Annotated in this window: 16 protein-coding genes and 2 tRNA genes; all 18 read right to left on the reverse strand. The window is 43.4% G+C overall.

The window, feature by feature from the left end:
- Positions 1-50: 50 nt before the first annotated feature.
- The 18 genes from carB to G632_RS0102670 all read right to left on the reverse strand — a co-directional run bounded on the left by carB (position 51) and on the right by G632_RS0102670 (position 24,616).
- On the reverse strand, positions 51-3,305 hold the full coding sequence (gene carB, locus G632_RS0102585; RefSeq protein WP_022767473.1) for a carbamoyl-phosphate synthase large subunit: 3,255 nt from the start codon (positions 3,303-3,305) through the stop codon (positions 51-53).
- 226 nt (positions 3,306-3,531) lie between these two features.
- A tRNA-Leu gene (locus G632_RS0102590) sits at positions 3,532-3,614 on the reverse strand.
- A 34-nt stretch (positions 3,615-3,648) separates the two neighbouring features.
- The gene (locus G632_RS0102595) at positions 3,649-5,544 is read right to left on the reverse strand and encodes a diguanylate cyclase (protein WP_022767474.1); all 1,896 of its coding nucleotides are present in this window, start codon (positions 5,542-5,544) and stop codon (positions 3,649-3,651) included.
- A 42-nt stretch (positions 5,545-5,586) separates the two neighbouring features.
- The gene (locus G632_RS20880) at positions 5,587-7,101 is read right to left on the reverse strand and encodes a GGDEF domain-containing protein (protein ID WP_022767475.1); all 1,515 of its coding nucleotides are present in this window, start codon (positions 7,099-7,101) and stop codon (positions 5,587-5,589) included.
- Between the two features lie 104 nt (positions 7,102-7,205).
- Positions 7,206-8,846, reverse strand: a complete 1,641-nt coding sequence (locus tag G632_RS0102605) for a sensor domain-containing diguanylate cyclase (protein ID WP_022767476.1) — start codon at positions 8,844-8,846, stop codon at positions 7,206-7,208.
- 183 nt (positions 8,847-9,029) lie between these two features.
- On the reverse strand, positions 9,030-9,902 hold the full coding sequence (locus G632_RS0102610; protein WP_022767477.1) for an AraC family transcriptional regulator: 873 nt from the start codon (positions 9,900-9,902) through the stop codon (positions 9,030-9,032).
- Between the two features lie 175 nt (positions 9,903-10,077).
- On the reverse strand, positions 10,078-10,818 hold the full coding sequence (locus G632_RS0102615; RefSeq protein WP_022767478.1) for a transposase: 741 nt from the start codon (positions 10,816-10,818) through the stop codon (positions 10,078-10,080).
- 289 nt (positions 10,819-11,107) lie between these two features.
- Positions 11,108-11,191: transfer RNA gene (locus G632_RS0102620), tRNA-Leu, on the reverse strand.
- 135 nt (positions 11,192-11,326) lie between these two features.
- Complete coding sequence (locus G632_RS0102625) at positions 11,327-11,998, reverse strand: HAD family hydrolase (RefSeq protein ID WP_242826701.1); 672 nt, start codon at positions 11,996-11,998, stop codon at positions 11,327-11,329.
- Positions 11,989-13,116: a CapA family protein gene (locus G632_RS18605; protein ID WP_022767480.1), complete on the reverse strand. Its 1,128-nt coding sequence runs from the start codon at positions 13,114-13,116 to the stop codon at positions 11,989-11,991. The genes G632_RS0102625 and G632_RS18605 overlap by 10 nt, the downstream gene beginning before the upstream one ends.
- A gap of 1 nt (position 13,117) precedes the next feature.
- Positions 13,118-13,450 carry a hypothetical protein gene (locus G632_RS0102635; RefSeq protein ID WP_022767481.1) on the reverse strand — a complete coding sequence of 111 codons (333 nt, stop codon included), beginning with the start codon at positions 13,448-13,450 and terminating at the stop codon, positions 13,118-13,120.
- A gap of 52 nt (positions 13,451-13,502) precedes the next feature.
- Positions 13,503-14,336, reverse strand: a complete 834-nt coding sequence (locus tag G632_RS18610) for an arginase (protein ID WP_022767482.1) — start codon at positions 14,334-14,336, stop codon at positions 13,503-13,505.
- Positions 14,302-15,081, reverse strand: coding sequence for an adaptor protein MecA (locus tag G632_RS0102645; RefSeq protein WP_022767483.1), 780 nt, complete (start codon positions 15,079-15,081; stop codon positions 14,302-14,304). Before G632_RS0102645 ends, G632_RS18610 begins: the two co-directional genes overlap by 35 nt.
- A gap of 148 nt (positions 15,082-15,229) precedes the next feature.
- Positions 15,230-15,880: a sortase gene (locus G632_RS20885; protein WP_022767484.1), complete on the reverse strand. Its 651-nt coding sequence runs from the start codon at positions 15,878-15,880 to the stop codon at positions 15,230-15,232.
- Positions 15,877-16,995 (reverse strand): Cna B-type domain-containing protein, encoded by a 1,119-nt coding sequence (locus G632_RS0102655; RefSeq protein WP_022767485.1) that lies wholly within the window; start codon positions 16,993-16,995, stop codon positions 15,877-15,879. The genes G632_RS20885 and G632_RS0102655 overlap by 4 nt, the downstream gene beginning before the upstream one ends.
- Before the next feature lie 25 nt (positions 16,996-17,020).
- On the reverse strand, positions 17,021-17,866 hold the full coding sequence (locus tag G632_RS0102660) for a class C sortase (protein ID WP_051154850.1): 846 nt from the start codon (positions 17,864-17,866) through the stop codon (positions 17,021-17,023).
- Between the two features lie 132 nt (positions 17,867-17,998).
- Positions 17,999-19,615 (reverse strand): SpaH/EbpB family LPXTG-anchored major pilin, encoded by a 1,617-nt coding sequence (locus G632_RS0102665; protein WP_022767487.1) that lies wholly within the window; start codon positions 19,613-19,615, stop codon positions 17,999-18,001.
- A 60-nt stretch (positions 19,616-19,675) separates the two neighbouring features.
- On the reverse strand, positions 19,676-24,616 hold the full coding sequence (locus G632_RS0102670) for an LPXTG cell wall anchor domain-containing protein (RefSeq protein ID WP_022767488.1): 4,941 nt from the start codon (positions 24,614-24,616) through the stop codon (positions 19,676-19,678).
- Between the last annotated feature and the right edge of the window lie 12 nt (positions 24,617-24,628).

The raw sequence follows: 24,628 nt of genomic DNA on the forward strand, positions 1-24,628 counted from the left end.
CTCCTTGTCAAAAGAAATCTAACCTAAGTATACACCTTTTTTACTCCCTTTTAGTCAAGGGATTTGTGATACTCCTGGAGTGAACTGATATTGCCGGCGCCGTTCTCTTTTACCTGGCGAACGCCCTCTGCAGCGGCCTTAGCAGCAGCAACGGTGGTGATATAAGGAATCCTTGCCTTGATGGCAGCTCTTCTGAGGTATCCGTCGTCGTGCTGAGTGTACTTGCCGATTGGAGAGTTGATGACCAGCTGAACATCGCCGTTCTTGATGATGTCCTCTACGTTTGGTCTTCCGCCCTCGAAGTTCTTGTTTATCCTTGTAGCCTCAATTCCGGCTTCTATAATGGTCTCGTAGGTCTTGCCTGTTGCGTATATCTTAAAGCCTTCCTCTGCAAAGCTCTTTGCAATGCTTGCTGCCTCAGGCTTATCCTCTCTGTTCAGTGAAATAAGTACTGCTCCGCTAAGAGGAAGTGCTCCGCCTGCTGCCTCGTATGCCTTAAAGAAAGCTTCTCCGGGAGTCTTAGCAAGTCCGAGGACTTCTCCGGTTGATCTCATCTCAGGTCCGAGAACAGGGTCAACCTCAGGGAACATATTGAACGGGAATACAGCCTCTTTTACTCCGTAGTACGGAGGCTCATCCTTCTTCTTGCCATCGATCAGTCCCTGAACAGGTGAAGGTCTGCCGGTGAGCTGTGATGTGATGATGTCTGTTGCAACAGGAACCATCTTGATTCCGCAAACCTTTGAAACCAGCGGAACTGTACGGGATGCTCTGGGATTAGCCTCAAGAACATATACAGTGTCATCCTCGATGGCGTACTGCATGTTCATAAGACCTACAACATTCATCTCAACAGCGATCTTTCTGGTGTACTCCTCGATTGTCTTAAGGTTCTTTTCCGAAATGTGCTTGGAAGGTATGATGCAGGCTGAATCACCGGAGTGGATTCCGGCAAGCTCAATGTGCTCCATAACCGCAGGGACAAAGGCTGCCTTGCCATCGCTTATAGCATCTGCCTCGCACTCAAGTGCGTTGTGAAGGAATCTGTCGATAAGGATAGGTCTGTCAGGCGTAACACCTACAGCGGCTTTCATGTAGCCTTCCATTGAATCCTCATCCCTTACGATCTCCATTCCGCGTCCGCCAAGAACGAAGGAAGGACGAACCATAACAGGATACCCAATCCTTGCTGCTATTGTCTTGGCCTCTTCTACGTTTGAAGCCATTCCCGACTCTGCCATAGGGATTCCAAGCTTGTCCATCATCATGCGGAACTGGTCTCTGTCCTCAGCAAGGTCGATTACTTCAGGTGTTGTTCCGAGGATATTTACGCCCTCTTCCTTGAGCTTGGCTGCAAGGTTAAGAGGTGTCTGTCCGCCGAACTGAGCGATTACGCCAAGTGGCTTTTCCTTGCGGTAGATCTGAAGTACATCCTCAAGAGTAAGTGGCTCAAAGTAAAGCTTGTCTGAGGTGTCATAGTCTGTTGATACAGTCTCAGGGTTGCAGTTTACGATGATTGTCTCAAAGCCGAGCTTCTTAAGTGCAAGGCTTGCATGTACGCAGCAGTAGTCAAACTCAATACCCTGACCGATCCTGTTAGGGCCTCCGCCCAGGATCATGATCTTCTTATTCTCAGCGCCCTCTGAGAGCTTCATAGGATTCTCAAGTGCGCTTTCTTTCTGATAGGTTGAGTAGTAATAAGCACTTCCGTCGGTGCCGTATACGTGAACGCCGTCCCAGTTCTCTGTAAGGCCTGCGCCTTCTCTTCCTGCTCTGATGTCATCCTCGGATACAGAGAGAACCTTAGCCAGGTACTTATCTGAGAAGCCGTCTTCCTTGGCTTTAATAAGGTCTGCGCTTTCCGGAACCTTACCGTTATATTTGGTCAAAAGAGCTGTCTCCTCATCCACAAGCTCTTTCATCTGGCTTACGAAGTACTCTTTGACTTTTGTAATGTCGCAGAGTTCCTCTACTGTAACGCCCTTCTTCATAGCTTCATACATAAGGAAGTATCTCTCTGAGGAAGCATCCTTAAGGCGTCGCAGGAGCTCTTTTACCGGCATCTCTTCAAACTTCTCTATGCAGCCAAGACCGAAGCGGTCCTTCTCAAGAGATCTGATGGCCTTCTGGAAGGCTTCCTTGAAGTTCTTGCCGATACTCATTACTTCTCCAACGGCTCTCATCTGGGTTCCCAGCTTGTCCTCTACGCCGTGGAATTTCTCAAATGCCCAGCGGGCGAACTTAACAACAACGTAGTCGCCGTTTGGCACGTATTTATCAAGTGTTCCGAACTTAGAATCAGGGAGTTCCGATAATGTAAGTCCTGTTGCGAGCTTGGCTGATACAAGGGCGATAGGGAAGCCTGTAGCCTTGCTGGCAAGGGCTGATGAACGGGAAGTTCTGGGGTTGATCTCGATAACAACGATTCTTCCGGTCTTGGGATCATGGGCAAACTGTACGTTGGTACCACCGATAACTCCGATGTGTTCTACAATCTTGTAAGCCTGTCTCTGGAGCTCTTTCTGAAGGTCCTCGGAAATTGTGAGCATTGGTGCAGTACAGAAGGAATCACCTGTGTGAACACCGACAGGATCTACGTTTTCAATAAAGCATACCGTGATCATGTTGTTATCTTTGTCGCGGACAACCTCAAGCTCAAGCTCCTCCCAACCAAGGATTGATTCCTCAACAAGAACCTGATGGATGATGGATGCCTGCAGACCACGTGAGCAGACTGTCTGAAGCTCTTCTTTATTATAGACAAGTCCGCCGCCTGCTCCGCCCATGGTATACGCAGGACGAAGTACAACCGGATATCCAAGCTCATCGGCTTCTGCGAGAGCTTCTTCTATGCTATAGCATGCCTTGGATCTTGCCATCTCAATACCAAGCATGTCCATTGTCTTTTTAAATTCTGTTCTGTCTTCGCCACGCTCAATAGCGTCAACCTGAACACCTATAACTTTTACGTTGAATTTGTCGAGAATACCGGCCTTATATAACTCAGAACATAGATTAAGGCCTGACTGACCACCAAGATTAGGTAGAAGAGCATCCGGCCTTTCTTTTTCAATAACTGCAGCAACACGGTCCACATTAAGAGGCTCAATATAAGTCTTATCAGCCATCTCCGGATCCGTCATGATAGTTGCGGGATTTGAATTAACGAGGACTATTTCGTACCCCAGGCTCCTAAGTGCCTTGCATGCCTGCGTTCCGGAATAGTCAAACTCACACGCCTGTCCAATAACAATCGGTCCCGAGCCGATTATCAGTACTTTGTGTATATCAGTTCTCTGTGCCATGATCTTCCTCCCCTATTCGATTTCATTCTTATACATTCTATATTCCAAAGGGGGTTTGCACAAGATGTAAATTTATGTTTTTTTAACGGAAGAAGGGAAGCGACAAAAGCGCGCTTTTTGTGCTTCCTAGTCCCCGTAGGGGAAACCCTCAGGGGGGAGAGGACTCTCCCCCTTTGAAACGAAAAAACCCCCGATGCCACAGGCATCGGGGGTGCTTCGTTTCAAATGCGGAAGAAGGGACTTGAACCCTCATGTTGTTGCCAACACATGGACCTGAACCATGCGCGTCTGCCATTCCGCCACTTCCGCAAGCGACAAAGATAATGATACCCATTTTAAAGCTTTATGTCAAGAGTCTCTCATTCTTGAGCTTTTTGTCGGCGTACATGGCATCATCGGCCTCAATTATCAGTTTCTCAATTTTGATGTTATCATCAATAATCGTAGATGCACTGCCTACGCTGGCGGTTATTGCATACTCCTTTTTCGAAATGTCTTTTCTCTGTGCAAGGAAGCTTGCGATGCGACTTCTGAAGGTGTCCGCCGATAAATTGACAGGCATCTCGGATATCATTGCGCACGCAAATTCATCGCCGCCAAAGCGCGCACTGATTCCATTGCGCGAAGCTATGTGCTGTACAGCCTCTGCGATGCATTGTATCGCAAAGTCACCCTCAGCATGGCCATAGTAATCGTTGATGTGCTTAAGCCCATCCATATCAACGGAAAAGATTGTGAGGAACTTGCCCTGGTTGTACGGCATATTGATGAGCGTATCAAGCTCGCCAAAGAACCCTCGCCTGTTAAAGATTCCGGTCAGATAATCCCTGACGGAAACCTTCTCAATCTCTTTATGCATACGGATGAGGTTTCTGTTTACATCCACAACATTAATAGCTGTCGAGAGGAGCATTCCGAATTCTTCGCACCTTCTCACTGCCCTGTCATTTACATTTTCCATTCCTTCAACCAGATAGCCAAAGATTCTGCCACCGGAATGAAGGAGTTTTACAAACATTATGCTGATATTGCTCTTTGCTGCGATGGTATCAAAATCAGGAAACAGAATATCCTCGCTAAAAGTATCCCCTATTCCTGATGAGTCGCCGTCCATAAAGCTAAAGAACGTCGTGTATTTTCCCTTTCCAAAGACGCAGTTCTCTTCGCGAAGAAGGTCGGAGTTAAGCGCAACGAACTGAAAATCTCTTTTCCAGAGCCAGAGCGTCTCCTGCGTAACTCTTGAAAGGTCCGTGAGCGTCTCAAGCATCGCTGCCTGTGCGAACAGGCTATTTATATTGGTTACAGCCCAGTTGACATCATCGTAGTACTCAGAAAGCGAACTGACATCGTCAATAGAAAGAGTATCCTCTGGCCTGTTGCAGCCACAGGATCCTCTGAGCCTCAGGTTAAAGCCAACCTTTTCATCAGCCCCAGCCAAAGGTTTTCCTTCATTATTCATTATCATCTTGACTATCTGTCTCGCTTCGCTCTGATAGTCAGGCTCAACCGTGGAAATAGACGGAGATTTGAAAAGACATTTTCTCTCCCCGTCAAAACCTGTAACGATCACGTCCTCCGGAATCCTGTATCCGGCTTTTTGAAGCTCATCACTTACAGCAATGGCCATATTGTCATTGGCGCATACAATTGCCTCAGGGAGATTACCCTCTTTTAAAAGTGCTTTTGTCACTTCTCTTGCAGGTTTATCCCAAAACTGTCCATAGCCAATTCTCTTTTCATTGATGGTAATTCCGTTCTCTGTAAGGACCTGCTTGTAAGCCTCTATTCTCTCCTCAGAAAAATGATCGCCTTCAATTCCAGCCATCATGTAGATATCTCTGCAGCCATGAGCCTGTACAACGTGCCTTACCATCTCGGCAAAGCCGTTTTTATAATTCATGGAAATATTCATGCAGTCAGGAAGCGTGCGCTCCATGGCAATGAAAGGGATCTTTTTCCTGGCTGCAAGCCTCCTGAAGGCATCTATAAGATAGTCGTTCTTTATAAACTCAAGCTGAACGATGATCGCTTTTAGGTCAAGAAAACCAGCCATCTGAGTAAGTTTCATCTCGCAGTTGTTTCTGTCCTGATCACTGAATGTGGTCTCAGAAAAACCGAAGACGATCATCAGATAGCCGCGCTTTCTGCATTCTTCTTCCATCGAACGGATGAAGTAGCAGTTCTTTTCTTCGTCGATCATTCCGCCCATAAAGGCGATAAGCTTTTTGGAATTTTCCATAATTTACCGCTTGATGAGTCATTGGGGACGTTTCAGTTTGACTCATCTGTTGCTTGTCCTTCTGTCTATACCGCTTGTTGCATAATACCTGGCCTTAGCCCGGTACATCTCATCATCAGCCTTCTTCTCAAGCCCTACAATATCAAGGCTCTCGTTATCTGCATGTGTTGCATATCCAATGGATATAGAAAGCTTTTCCGAATACTGTCCGGACCACTTATCAACATAGCTTTCAATATCTCTTTTAACTGCTTCAGGATCCCCGGTATGCAGGATTGCTGCAAATTCGTCACCACCTATTCGGTAAACCTTGCCCTTACTTGCAATCCCCAGTAAAAGACATTCCGCAGCCCCCTTAAGGAGCTCATCGCCACCGGCATGTCCCATGGTGTCGTTTACTCTCTTCAGGCCGTTAACGTCCGCTGATAAAATGACAAAGTCTTTATCAAGACCGTTTTTCTCGCACTCGTCAAGGTCCTCTTCATAGCTTCGGCGATTGAAGAGCCTTGTCAGTTCATCCGTCATAGCAATTCTGACAAGACGTTCTTCACGCTGTCTCTCGTCATCAACATTTCTTGTAGTGAATACAACCTGCGTCGGCATGCCTTCATCGTCAACTTCCACCGGGATGTACTGGGCTCTGAACCATCCGTCTACCACATCAATGAAATCTTCACTGAGAAGTCTTTTTCCAACAAGTCTTTCTCTGACGGTACTGATATCCGTAAAAGCTATGAAGTCATCGAGCTGATCAGGCATGACCTTCTCTCTTATCTTCGTGCTCATAACAGTATGTTTATGAACGCTAAGGTCGAGATTGTATTTGACGTGATCCTTGTCTCTTACCGACATCTCAGTATTCTCGATAAAATCAATAAGATTTACCTTATCGTAAATATCAGCTATAGACTGAAGGATGTTCATCTTGTCCTGTATTTCAGAGTTCTTGGACTTTTCAAGCTTGATAGTAGCTTCAGAGGTATTTCTCAAGGAATGAAAGCGCATTCCCATTCCGATGGCTGAAACCAGAACCAGTATTGAATAGTTTATGGTATTGATCCCGGCGCCTCCGTCTGCCTTGAGAATGACAGAATAAAGGACAACATAGGTATAGAGAGTCATCAAGGTGCTTGTCCAGGGTTTCAGGACTATAAAACATACCAGCATCACTTCACAGGCGTAGAAAGTGAGTATCTGCTCGCCGCGCTCATACCTGCGATACGACCCCCACATAGACCACAAAGACATTAGTATATAGTAGATAATCTGCATAAGCTCAACCTTTAGATGATCGAGCTCATCTTTTGAAAGCATATATCTTGTGACAAAAAATACGCTTAAGCATGTGATGATACAGAACATAACGCTTCCGATACTAAGCCACTCTTGGTGCCCAAAGCTCTTTCTGGACAGCACAAAGAGAAGCAGCGTCAAGGTTTCAAAAACGGCCACTACAAGTGATACGTTTTTAATATTCCTTGTGCAGGTCTGATCCATCAGTTCTCTGACGTCTTTATCAATCGTGGGAAAGAAATAGTTTTTAATCGCCTTTATCATAGCGTCACCTGTTCGTATTCTATCTCACTTTATATGATATCATCAATATATTATACATTTATAAACGTTTAATAAGCAAACTGTAAAAAATCACCCTTTCAGGCTCAAGGCCCAAAAGGGTGGTATCCGGATTCTTTTCTTTCACGCTTATTTTCATACATGAGCTTATCCGCTCGCCTCATAACATCGGTAACTGTACTGTCCCTCTCCGGATCATAAACAGCAAAACCCTTTGATATACATACGTAATCCCATGGTTCCACGGCTGCTGATGCATTGGTAGTCTCTGAAGCAATGTCAAACTGCTTACTAAGCGTATCCAGGTTAAGATAATCATCCTTCCTCAGAATTACAGCGAATTCATCTCCACCTATTCTGAACACGGGACTGTGCTTGAAAACATTACTTATGGTATTGCAGGCTGCTTTAAGATATGCATCTCCCTTATCATGTCCGTACTTGTCATTGATTATCTTAAGGCTGTCACAGTCAAAAGCGCCGATTGCAAACTCCGGCTTTACTGCTCCGCCATCTATCTGGTCCTGTAGCTCTTTTGCCATCTTCTCGAAGGCACCCTTGTTCTTGACATGTGTAAGTGCATCAACAAATACCTGCTCATTCAGATCGCTGATGTGAGCCTCCATGTTGTCCGAGAGCTTTTTAAAAGACCTTGTAAGTCTGCCAAGCTCATCGTCTGCGTCATAGGTAAGATCTGAGTCGTAGTTTCCCTTCTCTATCCGCTCGGTTGCCTCAGTCAGCTCCTCAAGGGGCTTTGTTATGCGCCTGGTATATACCATAAGAAACAGGCTTGATATTAGCAGCACTAATATAGCTCCCAAAGAGATGTTCTGAATAAGACCTATCCATTCTCCCTTAGTCTCCGATTCAGGGACGGAAACAATAAGGCGCATGCCATTGCTCAAAGGGACCCAGGCTGCCTCTTTTTCCTCGCCGTTATATTTATATCGCACAAAAGAGCTATCGCCTGACATATCAAAGGGTATCTCATACTTGGTCGCTCCGGCTGAATCTGTAACATTTATGCGTGGATGGTAAAAGAGCTTGCCGTCTGCGCCACAAAGATATGCGTATCCGTTATCGTAAAACTGTATGCTGTCGACTTCCTCAGCCATCGTTGTGTAGTCAACTTCTATGCCGACAACACCGATAAACTCTCCCTTATAATAAACCGGGGCATCGTAGGAAATAACGCGTACATCCAGATTGTCAGTTATGTACGGTGGAAGCCAGATGGATTTTCCTTCATGCTTGGGGACAGTAAACCACACCAGCTTCGACGTATCATTCACATCATACTGGGTGATATCGGTAACTTCGTGCTCTTCAAAGCCGTCGCCTGTAAGATTGATGTACCAGAAGCCCTTCTCTTTGGTGGAGATGGACGGATCGATACGATAGTAATATGTAAGAACTCCTTTTGTCTCGGACGCCATCATTCCAAAATAATCTCTGGCACGCTCCATGTGCTCGCTTAACTCTTCATCACTCGTGCCTTCCAGATCCTCTTCCACAAAGGCAGCTACACTTTCAACCGAATTCTGAACACTGTCGAAATAATAATCAAGGCTCTTTTCCCCGTTCTTGCACAGCATAAGAAGGAGCTGATCAGTCTTGCGACTCTCAGTCCTTCTTATGAAGATTGCACTCAGGAGCGTGGTGAAAAGCAGAGCCACAAATATCACGCAGAGCATTGTAACTGTAATTCTTGTTCTAAGCGAACGCATCAATCTATCTCCTCAGGTATATCCTGCTCAGAATAGCCGAATATGTATAATATACTAGATTAATTGTACATCACATAAACGGTTTTGCGTTCATTTTAGAAAAATATAACATTTGTGAGTCACCGGGGACGTTTCACTTTGACTCATTTTGAGTCACCGGGGACGTTTCACTTTGACTCATTTTTACAGTTTCTTTACCGGTACAAGTTCTATGTAGCCGCGCTCTCCAATAGGCTCAAGCTGAATTCTTGGATTCATATCGTCCCACTCATATCCGATGAACTCCGGATTATATTTCTTCTCTGCGTCCCATATTTCGCCAATTGCCTCTACGTAATTATCGGGATCAAACGGTTCACCTCTAAACAGAAGGTATGTGGATGCCGGTAAATCAATAGTTTCAAACCCTTCGGGAATTACGCCGGAGTAATCAGGCTCTACTTCTACTCCCTGGACATATTCGTTCGTTACCGGCTTTCTTAAATGTTTTGGCAACCACAAGCATACCGGTTCTCCACTGATAGACTTAATGCTTGTTAAAAGGCCCCAAACATCGCAGCCTACTTCCTCGCAATACGACCAGTATTCATCGGCCTTTATTCCGCGCTTGATAATTACTTTTCTAGCAGGCTTTTCAATCACCTGAATAAAGACATTTCTTGTTTCACTCATAGTATCTTTCTTCCTTTCTTTAACTTCTACAAGGTAAGGAGTGAATAGCCAGATCGGTACAGGACTGTTCGAATACTCTTTTGGATTACAGCCAAACTCACGTCTGAAAGCACGCTGATATCCATCCACACTTCCAAAGCCCATTTCCATTGCCACATCCAGAATCTGACAATTCTCATCGCGCAGCTTAAGCGCTGACTTCGACAGTTTAAGGCGCCTTATATAAACCGCCGGTGTCATTCCCAGATGCTTTATGAAGATTTTTCTGGCATATGATGCTGAATACGAGATCTCTTTTGCAATAGTATCAATTGAAATATCTTCATTGATATGGTCTTTGATGTAATCCTGCATCATGCGTACAACTTGTAATTGATGATCCATCGGCTTAACTCCTTGTGAATTAAGAATAGCTAAGAAGCCTGCCATAATTCTCGACTATTTTTACCCTTTTGAGTCACTGGGGACGTTTCACTTTGACTCATTTTGAGACACCGGGGACGTTTCACTTTGTCTCATTTTGAGTCAACGGGGACGTTTCACTTTGACTCATCCACATTCACTTAGCTCTCTGTATAGTACTACGATTTATACCCGTAAGCCTTTCAATCTGCCGAATTGACAATCCCCGTTCCTTAAGCCTGCTAAGAGCATTATCTCTATCTATCCTACAATATTTCTGTAAAACTGTCCCCGAAGAAATACTCAGGCACTTTTTCAATTCCTCTTTTGCCCACTCATCATCATGTTTGGCCTTAACATAATCCAAGCACTGCTCATCACTTTCACATGCGACAAATTCCCGGTAGTGTTCATAATCACCCAGCATTAACTTTATCAGGGACAAATCTATAAACTCCGGCGGATCGTTATACAAGCTGTAACTGCTCCATCGGTACTCTGAACTCTTGCATATTTTCGCTCTCTCAGGGTTTTGAAGAATATATCGAAACACTGCAAGAAAATACTTTTCCGATTCAATTTTCTCACTTAAGTACCTATTTTGAAAAAGGTGCCCTACTCGATCATACTTTTTATTGTAGTATTCCGAATAACTTACACCCATCTTTTTCATTAAAAGAATTGTTGATGATGATCCACCATGAACCAATAAGTGAACGTGATTATCCATGAGACAATACGCACAGATTTTCACTTCTGTCTCTAGGCAAAAACGTTCAAGTCTGTTTAAAAAGTGTTTGAAGTCCTGCCTATCTTCAAATAGTATTTGTTTTCCAATTCCGCGCACAACAATATGCATGTACCCGGATTCACTCATGCTCCGCGCACGACGTGCCATAGTACTCCTCCTGTAACTAAATATATTTATTAGGGAAATCAATCAGATGTATTTCTGATTGTTGTCCTGATATAGGACTGATTTTTGATAAAAGAGATTCTATCATCCAAAGAATTTGTTGTAAAGCCCAAAACAAAAATGAGTCAAAGTGAAACGTCCCCAATGACTCAAAATGAGTCAAACTGAAACGTCCCCAATGACTCAAAATGAGTCAAACTGAAACGTCCCCGGTGACTCACCTGGGGAAAAGAAAAAGGACCAACTCTTTCGAGTTGATCCTCTTTTTCAGTGCGGAAGATGGGACTTGAACCCACACGATGTAAGCATCACAAGATCCTTAGTCTTGCTCGTCTGCCAATTCCGACACTTCCGCGAACCGTTCGTCTGAAGCGTTAACCGCTCGCGACGACTTTTATATAATAACAAGTTCTGGCCAAAACGTCAACAAAAATTTATAAACTTTTTTACGATTATTGTCAGCGCCTCAACCCCAGTATTTATGCGCATCTCACACCAGATTTAGAATCTCCAACGGATCATTTACAAAAAAATTATCCTTAACCCCGGCAGAAATTAATTCATCTTTTGTTCTAAATCCCCACAAACAGGAGATACATTTCAGCCCTGTATTAACAGCCGTCTTGAAATCAACATCGGAATCGCCCACATAGATGCACTCTTCCTTCGTAACACCAAGCTCATCCATGGCAAAAAGACATTCATCCGGATATGGCTTTCTGCGCAGCTTATCAGTCACCCCGATGGCGACCGGCACGTACTCGCCGAAATAAATCTTATTGAGCTCACGAACCGCTCCCATAGGCTTATTTGAAACAATTGCCAGCTTATGGCCGCGCGCCGAAAGTTCCTTTAGCAGCTCAGGAATATTCTTGTAAGGCCCGGTCTTGATGTTGCAGTGCTGCTCATAATAAGCCTCGTACTCCGCCAGGATCTGCTCAAACAGCGGATGCGCTTCACCCTCCGGAATCGCCTTGTCCATCAGGACCCTTGCGCCGTTCCCGACAAAGTGCTTAACCTCATCAACCGAACGCAGCGGAATCTCATACTTCCCCAATATATAATTTACCGAATCCGTGATGTCCTCGATGGTATTAAGCACGGTTCCGTCCATATCAAATATAACTGCCTTGTACTTCATCTTCCTAACCTCTAATTCCAATTACTTCCCCAGACGCTGTTACATATATCTACGCACTGCTGCCTGGTAAAAGAGCTATCCTGCTCCCTTATGGCATTCAAATCCGCCAGTTCATCAGTATAGTCCGATAGTGGATAAACTGCAACTCCGTTATGCCCGTGGGTCACATGGCAGACAAGCGCCTTAACGCCGCTATCAACAATCCTGACTTCACCCAATATATCTTTTGCCAGAGTGACCTGCGCCATTCCGCCAACCATGCGATCGCAAGTCCCAGCTCCCGTCCCTGAAGTCCAGTTCACGAAATTCCCAAGGGAGTAGTAAACAAGCATATCTCCGCCGCCATGGTTATTGCCATGCCCCGGGACATCATCTTCAATAAATTCCACAGGCTCTATCACATGCGGATGAGTTCCTATCACAAGGTCAGCTCCGCCGGCCCTAAAAACTTCCGTCCACTTCTTCTGGCTCCCATCAATGCCGTGCAGATACTCCGTCCCCCAGTGAGGGCAGACAATAGTGAAATCCGCGTTAGCCTCTGCATACTCGAGATCTCTTTTCACCTTATCTTCGTCCAGCATATCCACTGCAAAAGACATATCAGACGGCGCCGAAATCCCGTTAGTCCCATAAGTATAATTCAAAATCGCAATCCTGATGCCATTCTTCTCAACAATATCCACCGCATCCTTCTGCTCCTGCGATCCGTTTATCCCCACCACTGTCATCTCCGGATGAGCGCTCTGCCAGTACCCAAGCGTGTTAACCACACCTCGTTTTCCCTTATCGAGAGCATGGTTCGTAGCATGGCAAACCACGTCAAATCCCGCCTCCGACAACGCATCGCCTATCTCGTAAGGCGCATTAAAAGCCGGGTATCCCGAGACGCCCAGCTCCTTACCGCCGATTATGACCTCCTGATTGACCATGGCCAGATCGGCAGCCCCTATATAATCCTTAGTTTTGGAAAAGATAAAGTCGAAGTTGTAGTTTCCACCTACATCCGCAGCACTTTCCTCCACGGGAGTATGAAGGAGTATGTCGCCGACCATCACCACAGAAACATTATCCGGCGCCGAAACGCCGGATACAATAGCAATAGATGCAATTAAAGAAAGAACAAGATTTAAACCGTTCATATCACTTCACAGTCAGCTTGTCGATATAGATACACAGCTGCTTTACCACCTTGACCAGTGTCCTGTATTTAAGCCCGATGTACGCTGCTGCAAGAGCCATAACCGCCGCGCAGGTAAAGTTTCCGATAAAGAAATTTCCAAAAGCTGCAGCCAGGAAAATGCATGCACAAACAATAAGCGCCATCATTGGGATAAGGAGCCTCATCATCTCCTGATGGATCTCCGTGAGCTTAAGCTCAAGCCCCTCGCGCTCTTCCCATATTTCTTCCTCTGAGATAACGTCAAAATCAAGCTTTTCAAGATGCCTTAAGTAATCTCTGAATCTCTTTTCCATATCCCCTCCAAACGCATAGTTTATAGTAAAAGACACTTCTATGATATCACATTCATCGCAATTCCGTCACCAAATCGTCCAAATACTGTATCATCTTCAAATTAAACTCATCATTTCCCGCAATCGCCTTCGAAATATCGCACCCCTCCTGGTCCGGCGTGCACTCTCCGCAGATATCAACCCCGATGATATCTCTGTCAAAGCATTTCTTCTCAGTGATAAAAAGAGCTCTCACAAACCCAAACAGATCATCCACTGAAAGCTCTCCCTGATCCCAGTTGGTCACGATCTCGCCCCTCTTAAGGACATCCTTATCAATCGAGAGATAAACCGGATGCTCAGTCTTAGGAAGGCTTATCCCCGTATCCCCCAAAAAGACATCTTCAAGATCATAAAATTTAGCCTTTTTAGCGCCATTTTCATCGAGCTCGTCTATCAGTCCCCTGTCGGCACCAATGATATGAATATCCCTCACAAACGGATTATTTTGGATAACATCCAGCACCCATCCGCCGCAGGAGAGAATGTCAAACATGGGCCTTTGCATGTCAGGGTGATGATCCAGCACAACCAGCGAGAAAGGCTCTTTTACCAGGCTCGTATACAGCGCTGAGATGTAATGATAGTTGCCATTATCTATGAAATGTATGCCCCGGGCAAAAGACCTGCCATCGTCCTCAAGGTCACCGGAAATGCGCCCCAGAATCTCCTCCCGCGCACTATCATCGCAATATGCATTTGTCCCCGAAATGTCCTTCATATCAACAAAACGAGAGCTTTTATCCTGAAGATAAAAGCTCTCATGATCATAGATTCCTGAAAAATTTAGTATCGTAACATTTTTGTTCATATCACTTTGCCAGATCTGCCAGATGTATAATGGCATCTTCCTTCATGATGCATTCGCCGTGCTCCTCGATGAACATTGCCTCGGGTGAATTCACTGTCAGCATCTCGGAGTACTCAACTCCTGCTCTTCTCATATCGTAGATCACACTCTCCTCAGAGGACATAAGTCCCGCAATGAGATAGAACGTATCTTTGTGCTTGTAAAGAGTAGAATCAACAATTGGAAGCTTCTGAACAACCTTTGAGAATCTCTCGATGTCCTCAAGGTTCTTAAACTCCATCATATATTTAGCGTACTCGGAAAGAGGCTGGTAGCTGTAATCGCTCTCCTCAGGCTCTTTGGGCAGTGTGCCTTCAAAGTCTCTTGCATAAATCCTGTTTATGGTATCGGTAACGTTGGTGATGACCTCGTTGAGAGCAACTCCCTTGTCTCTTCCGGTCTTCTTCTTGACCTCATCCACCCTCTCCTGAGTCAGGGTCTTAAGGATGGTCTCAGCTGCTCCGCGGATTCTGTCAGCTGCTTTCTGAATGTCGTCGTTACTCATCTTAACTGCAAATATGCGGACGCTTCCGTCCATCATCATGTTCTTGCTCATCATCATGACCTCTGTCTCAGGGTCATAATCAAGCTGCGCCCCAACTTCCTTGTTGAGCTGTGCAAAGAAGGATGTGGTGTTCTCTGCACCATTTACAACCGCTTCGGGAGTCAGGCCGATCTCATGGAGTTCTGATGCTGCGATACTGCATTCTACTGTTGTTTCATTCATTTTTACTATGATCACTTTGCATCATCTCCTTTCTGAAATAAGGCTTCTTCCTCAAGTTAATTATATTACTACGCCCAGGTACAGTCCACAATAGAGGGGTAAAATTTCTATTAAAAAAGCATCTGCCACGGAACTTTTTCTCCTATAGCAGATGCTAATAATCTTAATTCTGTTTTCTGATGTGCTTGCTCTCTTCTGCTGCTTTTATAACGTCGGGCTCAGTTCCGGTTTCGCTGACTTCTCCGGTTGCTTCGCACCTTACAGTCACACGGTTCGAGCCTCCCACGGTACAGGTAAACATGGTAAAATCCCACTCTCCTGCTTCCATCTCCTCCACATCATAAGCACCTAAAGTCTCGATGTTGGCAACCTTATAGTGGAAGCTGATCCCGTTCATATCCGTCACGATAACCTCTTCACCGGTCTTAAGCTCGGGAAGTGTGCCGAAATGTTCCACGTAATTGTGACCACAGACGATCAGGTCGTTATCGTAAGCAGAGCCCTTGTATCTGCACACAGAAACCTTGGCATTGTCCTTACTCCACTCATCCTGAATAGGTAGTAAAAGACCTAATGACGGAATCTGCACTGTTCCGATAAAACTTCTGCCTTCCACATCCACAATGGGCATTGGCCCATTAAAATCACTTGGAAGCACCGTGTCAGGCATCTGCTGTATAACGCCAAGCAGGAGATTGTCAGATGAGGCTCCTGCCTGGGCGTTCTCGTCAAAGTTATGTTTGACGATGTAAGCAGCAATACATATTAGAATTACGCCAATGGCGATGTAGATATATCCTTGAATTTTTTTCATGCGTTCTTACTGTTCTTCCTGATGCCTTTGATGATCAAAAATACGCCGGTGATAACAAGAATAGGAAGTGGCCACCAAAGCTGGCCTGTCTGAGGAAGTCTTCTGGCTCCGAGAACCTGTGGAAGATTCCTTATTGCGCCAAGCACGTCAGGAAGATCCGGTGTTCCCGGGGGATTATCTCCCGGAGGGGTGTCACCCGGCGGAGGCGGATTATCCCCCGGCGGATTGGAGGGCGTATAGCTGTTTGTAATGGTGTAAACCACAACTCCACCGTCTCCAAATACAGGGCCTGAAATGCTTACATTATATGAAACATCTCCGGTATAGGACTCCTCAAATGACCATGTATAACCCGGCTTGTCCTCCCAGGAATAGCTCCATCCCGTATCCTGGCTGAGTGTAACAGTATCATACGCTTCTCCGTCACGCTTTATCACAACAGTGATAGATTGTGGTCTGTACTGTTCACCTCCTGCATCAGCCCATCTCTTGTAGAGAGAAAACTTAGCTTTTTCAACAAGGAATCTCTCACACTTGGCAAAAGCCTCTGCAACATAATATGTATCATCGTAGATCCATTCGTCAGTCTCTTCATCAAGCTGTGGAACAGATACTAAAAAGCTTGAGAAAACATATGTGCAGTCATCCTCTTCTACCACTGCACTCTTTACCAGATATATACCAAGGTCCAGGTTTTCAAAAACAGCTTTTCCGTCTTCATCTGTCACACCGGTAATTGCATCAGCAGAGTGGTTGGTGATCGCCTCGGACTCTACAGCTCTTAAAACCTTGCTCCATGTATCAGCTGCAGTGTCTTTATCGGTAATGGTGCTAAGATCAATATCTGTCAGCGTATTATATGGAGAGTCCAGTTCAAAAGAAAAACCATCCTCCAAAACAGATGCGATCTTGTATATTGAAACTTCTATCCCCTTAAAGTTCTGATAGGAATCTGTTCCATCCTCTTTGAATCTGTATGTTATGGTGAGCTTGCCCTTTTTGCCTTTGTCTATCGGCTCTCTTGCATAGGAGGTAAAAGACATTCCGCCCACCACCAGGAGCATCGCCATAACAAAAGCCAGTATTCTGCTGATCCTGTTCATAAACTTATTCATAAATCGGTTTCCTCAATTAAAAAGCTCAACGTTCCTTCCCGGGTCTTCTGGTTCTTATCAGGAAGATGATAAATGCTAAAAGAAGCATCGGCGCACCTATAAACGGCGCCATATAAATTGAATTGTACCTGGTCGCATCTGCCGGTACCAAAAGTCTCGTCTCTTCGTTATAATCAACACGCTTTGCCCGCACCAAAAGTCTGTGGGTGTTTACGCCGTAAGGCGTACACGTTACCAGCGTGACATATTCTTTTCCATCAAATATTCCAAGTCCCCCTGTATCTTCCGGAAGCACAATATTGATGCTGTCCACCTGATAAGCAAAGGTCTTGTCCAGTATATGTAATAAAAATGTATCCCCAACTATCATCTGATCAAGGTCAGTAAAAAGCTTCGCAGACGGAAGTCCCCTGTGCCCCGACAAAATAGTGTGGGTTGAAGTAGTTCCCGTTGGAAAAGAAGAACCTTCAAGATGTCCTATTCCAACCTGCAGAACCGATTCCTCGGTTCCATGATATATCGGAAGGTTAACTCCGATATTCTCAATCTCAATTGTTCCTATAATTCCTGTACCGGTGGGATCAAAGGTATCATAATACCTGTCCTTCATCTCACCCTCAAGCCTTAAAAATGTACTTGCCTGCGCATCCGCAAGCTCCTCATTAAATTTGTAGGCCTCTTCCCAAAACTTACTGTAATCTTCTTTGGTCAGATTGGCAACAGCCTCATCATAATTTGACACTGCCCTGCTCTGATGCTTGGAATTGATATAGTTACTCACAGATGGATAAAGAAATATCCCAAGCCCAACCAGAAAAATAAGTCCGAATATTATGTTGGGAAGCTGCTTTTTGAAAACCTTTTTAGCCATATACATTTGCTACCTTTGAATCGATTCTGCATTTCCGGTCAAAAGCTGCAGCCCCTGACCGGAAACACAGTAAGTTTCATATAAGAAACAAGATTCAAATTATATATTTAACTTTTTCACACCCTTAAAAAATCACTCAGCATCTGCCTTTCTGCGAACGATGAAGTAAGCAACTCCGGCAACGATGAGAAGTCCGCCAACGATGTAGAAGATTGTTGTACCGATTCCACCGGTTGAAGGAAGGAGTGTACCAGTTTTATTAACAACAGAAAGTTCTGTAAATGTTGCACCTTTACTTGTTTTTGATACCTCTATCTTTGTCTGAGAAGTATTGTTATCGCCCTGTGCTGAATCAGTGTTTGAATCAATTACAAAAGTAACAGGTTCTGCAAGAAGATTGAATCCCTCAGGAGCTTTTGTCTCAGTAAGCGAGTAAGTGTCAGCATCCAGACCGGAAATATAAAGTTTACCGGATTTTGGTGTTACTAACTTAGTTGTTGATTTTTCATCAGCACTTGTTGCGACCCTGTAAGTTGCTGCATCTTTATCATTGCCAGCGCTTATCTGTACAAGACTAATCAAACTATTTGCACTTGACGTAAGTGAAAGTGTAAACTCAGCTCCTTCAAGTGGTTTATCAGACTCGTCAACCTTTATGATGTCCACAGGATATGTATAGGTTCTTGTCCAATCCCATTCTGTTTCACCTGCGTTACCATAGGTTATTTTTGAATGGTTATCATTACCGCCGCCATATTTATTACTTGATTCCTTATCATAAACTACAGCGTTTGAATTAAGTGTTGCTGAATAAGTGATCGTGATCGTTGTTGCCTCTGTAAGAGTCTCAGTATAGCTGTTCTTAAATACAACCTGGAATGTATCTGTACCTATATTACTTGTTTCTAAAGTATATTGCTCTGAGCCAAGGGTTGTTTCTCCATTTTTTACGACAACTGACTTTGAATCAAAAGTAAGACCTGAAGTCATTGCATCGTGAAAAACTACATTGGTTGATCCACCGGCAGGAATTGTCACTGTAGACTTGTAATTAACTACCTGCCCAATATTGGCATCATTTTTATCACCGAAAGAACGTGCTGAATCCTCTTCAACTTTCTTCTCTGATGTAGGAATTTCATTTTTTTCATTTATGGTTACTGAACTGTTAACAGTATCAATACCAACAAGAGCACCAACAGAGGAGCTTACCATGTAATAACCATAGTCTAATTCAGAAAAAGATGCCCCCTCTTCATCGGCAGTTGTCTCAGCATCAGCTGAAACAGGTGATCCCTCCTTAACAGCATATGCCTGTGCTGCCTTAGCAAAAGCAGCGATAGCTGTTTTATCGTTTCCTGTAGTACTATCAGAGGTATCAGTATTACTCCATTTAACATAATACTTTGTTTCTGAACCGGTTACCTTTGTTAATTCCAGATATTTAGTCTGTGAACTTACAAATCCGTACCACTTACTTGTTGAATCAATAGTATATACACCACTTTCCCCGCTAATACCAGCAGCCTCAAAGTCAAAAATTTTATAAAGCTTGTATTTCTCACCTTTAACTGCCTTATTTACCGTAATCGATCCTTTAGCTGCAGTGCCATTCTGTGTATTTGCACTCTGTTCTGTTCCAGCTCCATCTACAATTGAAGTGTTTTCTCCTGCAAATGCAGTAACACTCATTCCCATGACCATTGTTGCTGCCAGGATTCCGGTTAATAGTTTCTTAATTCCTTTCATTTTGTTTCCTCTCCTTTGAATCTTGTTATGTTTTTTAATGCCTTTGCATTTAAACCTTACTTATGCAGGAACTTTGTCCTTCTTTTTCCTGTTTCTTGTGTAGGTAAATATTCCACCTACCAAAGCAAATCCAATAAATCCGATTCCTGCTGTCTTTATTGGTCCTTCACCTATTCCACCGGTTTTAGGCAGAGTATAAGGTGTTGTATGATTCCTTGTATTTGTGATTGTGATAGTACCTGAAGCTATTCCTCCCTGATCGTCGCTGTATGAGTCATCATAGTAATAACTTCTTACCTCCTTGGCAAAATACAACCATTTGTACTTTGTATATGTACCATCATCTTTTTTCACATACTCATACTTGGGAAGGTCTACAGTCTTACCCTCAGAGTTCACCATTGTATCAACTGTCCTTGTCCAATCCGGGCCTGTAAGAGTTACTGCTTCAGAAAAACTGTCATCCTCTTTACCTGTTAAGGATCCGGTAGTACTTGCCGCGTCAGGCGATGAAATGCTATATGTTACCATTGATTCATCACCGGTTCCAACGCTGTATATCAGATTGATCTCAGTGTTTTCAGTTATCGTTGTACTCCATGAAACTCTCTGAATCATATCAGCCACAACCATTTTTTCTGAAAAATTAACTGCATCGCCATTTATATAGAGATCAGGAATTTGCTTTGTCCATTGACCATTCCATACTGAAAACTCAAATGTAAGGACTGAACCATTCTCAACTGAAGGAAGTCCGATACTCTGAACACTCTTGCCACCGTTGCTGGAATCTCTTCTAACTATATTTACATTCCAGTATCTGGATGAGTCATCGTTCACCAATGAACCATATCGTCTTCCAAGGACAACTTCTACAGAGTCAGGCTGAACCGAGTTGTCAGTATTGTCTTCATATACCCAGTCCTTATGCAGAGTAATTGATGTCCCTTCTTTTTCATTCTCAAAGAGAACATCAGATCCGCCGGATAAATACTTTCCTCCCAGATCTTCGAAGTTTTTTGGAACTGAGTAAGCTGTTTGTTCTCCTTCATCATTCATGATGCAGAAATACAGTTTTTTATTACTCTTAATGTATCCTTCCGGCTCTTTGATCTCTTCCAGATAATAAGCTGTGTTATAATCCAAATCCGAAATAGATACATGGCCATCCATGGCTGTTCCAAGCTCTGTTCCCGTGCCCGTTGTGAATGTAAGCTTGGTATCTTTGAAGTCATCGGCGTCCGCATCATATTTATACAATGCAAAGCTTGCTCCGCTCAGATAAATATTGTAGTTATCTGCATCAACCTTATATAACTCAATTCCCTTGGCATTGAGATGACCTTCAGCATCCTGCAGCCAAAGTGCTTTATCAACGCTTACAGTATTCTTTTCAATGGCAATTCCATCCAGTGTCGCTGTATTTGTTGTGTATATATTGGCGTTCTTCTGACCGGAGAAATAGTAGTCATATGCTACGACAATGTGCATATTGTCAGGTATTGTAAGTTCCAAATTATTGATTACGCTATATAGATCTCCATTCCATTCATTTTCAGTAAGAAGCTCAGGATTTGTACTGCTGAGCTTATATGAATACTTTGAAGAATCCAGTTCAACTCTCTCCAGATCAGTGCCATCCTCAGCCTTAGGAACGTAGTATACCTTAAGAGAACCTTCAACCAGCTTGACACTGACATGGTTTGCACCATCCTTCACAGTGTATCTGGTCTCCATAGAATCCCTAAGCGTGATCTCATCACCTTTTTCAAAAAGATCTGCTGCACCAGGATTAACATCAAGTTCATACTCAAGAGTATTTATCTTCCCTTCGACTGTATTTCCTTTCTTGGAAAGTGCAGTCTCAGTTTTTGTTATTGTCTGACCCTGGGTATCAAATCCCAATTTATTATCTTTCTCATTATGAAGATAAACGGTATTGTTAAAATAACCTGTATTGTTATTGGCACCCCAGTCATAATCAGACTTAATCTTTGCTCTTACTCTAAAGTAGTAAGTCTTTCCAAGAGCATTCTGCGTGTCAAAACTTATGACAATATTCCCCTCACTGTTAAAAGCTTTAGTGAATGACACTGAGCCCAGGGATGCACTTCCATCCGAAAGATTCTCAGCATTATTGAAACTGTCATTGTCAGCCACTTCAAGTCCGTAAACCGTCTCCCCCTTAACAACAGTTTCTGTTATAAGTTCAACGTCTTTTGGGAGAATCTCAGTTATCTTTAAGGTTTCATAATCAGTGAGAGTAGGAACCGAAACTTTTATCTTCCATGTCAGAATTCCACTCCGATAAAGTGTATCGGTATAGTACTCATATTTTGAGTCATCCGCATTTCCCTGACCATCATATTTCATGAGCATAGGCTCGTATGTGGTCTTGTCTGTTGCTTTATAGTTCTTAGAGAAGACATAAGCAGTATTCTCAAATGTCTTTTTTGAAAAGCCATCGCCAATATACCCCTTTGTGTCATACTCTACCTCAAAATCATTATCTTTAAGATCTGCCTTGACAACTATACTGTAATTCTTGTAGCCGGTGACAGAATCTCCTATGGTACATTGATCTCCTTTTGTAAGAACAACTTTGTCTTTTCCAAACCTGGCAGCAAATAGGTTATATACCCTTTCCAACTCACTTTCTTCAATCACTTCATTGCTGTCGGCTATCTCATCATAAAATGTCCAATACTCTTTGTTATCAGCACCTTCATTCCTGACTATTGGAGCTTTTAAGGTCACTTTCCAAGAAACAGCTACAGTTCCATCGCCATTAACAGACAGACCATTATTCTTTTTATCTATAACAGTCACATCTTGTCCAAGATAGTCGGACTCTGCTTTTACAGTATTACCACTGTCCGGCTTATCAGGATCTAATCTTATAGATGCCTCATTGATCAATTTACCGTATACCAAGTCAAGATCAGAATAATTATATTTATAGGTTATCTTGTAGGTGTTGTAATCATCCTCCTCAAACTTATAAACGCCATCTGTTATATTCTTTTTGAAACTCGTTCCATCAGTAAGAGAAGTAAATGTCATCTCTCCTGAAAATGGAGTCAATACATCATTATTACCATCCGAAGCTTTTGTGTAGATAATATCCTTTAGTGTATATCCCTTCAGATTCTTATTATTTTCATTAAGTATAATTGTCCATGTTACTTCATGGTTGTCATAATCAGTTGCCTTTTTACTGATATAAGGCTGATTTCCTTCTATATCAGTCGTTATAGTAGATGTCTTCTCTATTGTTTCATCAGATTTAACTGACGCCTTATTTTCAAGTATCTTTTTTTGGCTCTGATTCTTTAGTGTATCGGGAAGTTTATATGTATACTCAACAATGTAGTATTCTTCTTCGCCTAACTTCTCCAGGGACATGGCAAAGGTATTGTCATTCCTGGTTACAGAAACATTCTTGCTTGTTGCCGTACCATCTTTTGAATATTTTGTGACCGTAAACGTGCTTATATTTGTGGTTTTCAAGGCACTTGTCAATTCATTATCACCCTGAACAGACATAACATCATTTAGTTTAATGATGTCGCCGGATCCATTTTTGGAACTGACTTTTATTCTGTATGCAATCGTTCCGTTACTCTCGTTGTATCCGCCTTTATTGTCATCAACGATCTTATCTACCGAAATATCCGAATTGTCTCCTGTAATGACATTTACCTTGAAGGTTACATCATCAGAAAGCTTATACACTACCTCATCTTCGCTTTCCTTTTTGTTATCCTTCACAGAAGCGTTAAAAGTAAAATCGCCTGTCATAGGAAGAGTTTCATTTAGTTTTGCAAATTCAGGATTAATAGTAAAATTAACCTTTGCGTTACTGCCATCAGCATCTCTGGAAATCTCAAAAGTTCCAATCTGTACTCCATCTCTGTATACTTTCCCATTGGGATGTGACCAGCTTGGAATTATACCGTATTGTGAAAGGTCATAACTAAATGTATTATTTGTACTGCTGATAGTCCCTACTCCAAGAACGAAGTCAGCATTAAATTTCACCTCGTCATTTTCATCGGCTTCAATTTTTTGAATATTTGAATCAGTGCTTTTATATGTAACCCCGTTTACAATCATTTCTGCATAGGTTACAGTCATACCCGGTGAACTGGTGTCTGTTCCACTGTTCGCTGTTCCCTCAGTAACTATCTGGCCGTCTGCTGCATAAACCTTCAGCGGAGCAAACAGGTTAAAAAAACTCCCAAAAGCCGATGCTTGGAACCCACTCTCTTTTGCTTCATCGATGATTTCCTGTTTAACCTCTTCGTTAAACTCGATCTTTATGCCACCCTCGTCTGTGAGCTCAGCATTTCCCGAGCCATCCAGCATGGTAGTCTTCTCAATATCTACAAAATCAAGTTCCTCAGGAATTTCCAGCTTTATATCATCACTAAGCTTAGCTTCATCCGGAAGATCATAATTATATGTGATCCTGATATAATCACCTTTTACGACATCTTCCTTTGCAATTACTTCCCAGGTTCCATCCTCCAGTCTTCTCTCTATAACTGTGGATGTAACATAATCTGCCACGTTAACACTGTCCGGAATATCAAGTCCAAGATCAGAAGCCGTTTTCTCTGTATTCTCTGTATTCTCTGTATTTTCTTTTTCTTCCTTATTTGCCTCTTCAGTAATAGGTGTTTTTTCCTCAGCCACCTCCTGCTGTACTTCTGACGTGGCAACATCAGGCTCTGAAGCATCAACTACATCAGTATTCTCACCATCCCCGCTCATAGTCTCTTCGATAAGCTGCTGCTCATATTCAGCATCTGCCGTCTCCAGGATGAGTCCGACAGACTCAGCTCCTTCCTCAGTCATAGCAGTAGCGGGCTTGTTCAGAATATAAAGTGTGATTGTTCCTGTTAAAAGAGACAGGCAAAGAACGAATGCCAACCACTTTTTATAATTTGAATGCTTTCTTATGTAGTTTGCCGCGCGAGACTCATCAATTTTGCGCATTTTTCATACCCC

This window comes from Butyrivibrio sp. NC2007 (assembly GCF_000421405.1).
GTDB lineage: Bacteria > Bacillota > Clostridia > Lachnospirales > Lachnospiraceae > Butyrivibrio.

Bases quoted from the DNA above. Each gene is read 5' to 3' on its own strand.
- G632_RS18605 (WP_022767480.1), bottom strand. From the start codon at position 13,116: ATGAACGGTTTAAATCTTGTTCTTTCTTTAATTGCATCTATTGCTATT.
- G632_RS20885 (WP_022767484.1), bottom strand. From the start codon at position 15,880: ATGAAAAAAATTCAAGGATATATCTACATCGCCATTGGCGTAATTCTA.
- G632_RS18610 (WP_022767482.1), bottom strand. From the start codon at position 14,336: ATGCCATTATACATCTGGCAGATCTGGCAAAGTGATATGAACAAAAAT.
- G632_RS0102610 (WP_022767477.1), bottom strand. From the start codon at position 9,902: ATGGATCATCAATTACAAGTTGTACGCATGATGCAGGATTACATCAAA.
- G632_RS0102655 (WP_022767485.1), bottom strand. From the start codon at position 16,995: ATGAATAAGTTTATGAACAGGATCAGCAGAATACTGGCTTTTGTTATG.
- carB (WP_022767473.1), bottom strand. From the start codon at position 3,305: ATGGCACAGAGAACTGATATACACAAAGTACTGATAATCGGCTCGGGA.
- G632_RS0102635 (WP_022767481.1), bottom strand. From the start codon at position 13,450: ATGGAAAAGAGATTCAGAGATTACTTAAGGCATCTTGAAAAGCTTGAT.
- G632_RS0102660 (WP_051154850.1), bottom strand. From the start codon at position 17,866: ATGGCTAAAAAGGTTTTCAAAAAGCAGCTTCCCAACATAATATTCGGA.
- G632_RS0102665 (WP_022767487.1), bottom strand. From the start codon at position 19,615: ATGAAAGGAATTAAGAAACTATTAACCGGAATCCTGGCAGCAACAATG.
- G632_RS0102670 (WP_022767488.1), bottom strand. From the start codon at position 24,616: ATGCGCAAAATTGATGAGTCTCGCGCGGCAAACTACATAAGAAAGCAT.
- G632_RS20880 (WP_022767475.1), bottom strand. From the start codon at position 7,101: ATGATAAAGGCGATTAAAAACTATTTCTTTCCCACGATTGATAAAGAC.
- G632_RS0102605 (WP_022767476.1), bottom strand. From the start codon at position 8,846: ATGCGTTCGCTTAGAACAAGAATTACAGTTACAATGCTCTGCGTGATA.
- G632_RS0102615 (WP_022767478.1), bottom strand. From the start codon at position 10,818: ATGGCACGTCGTGCGCGGAGCATGAGTGAATCCGGGTACATGCATATT.
- G632_RS0102595 (WP_022767474.1), bottom strand. From the start codon at position 5,544: ATGGAAAATTCCAAAAAGCTTATCGCCTTTATGGGCGGAATGATCGAC.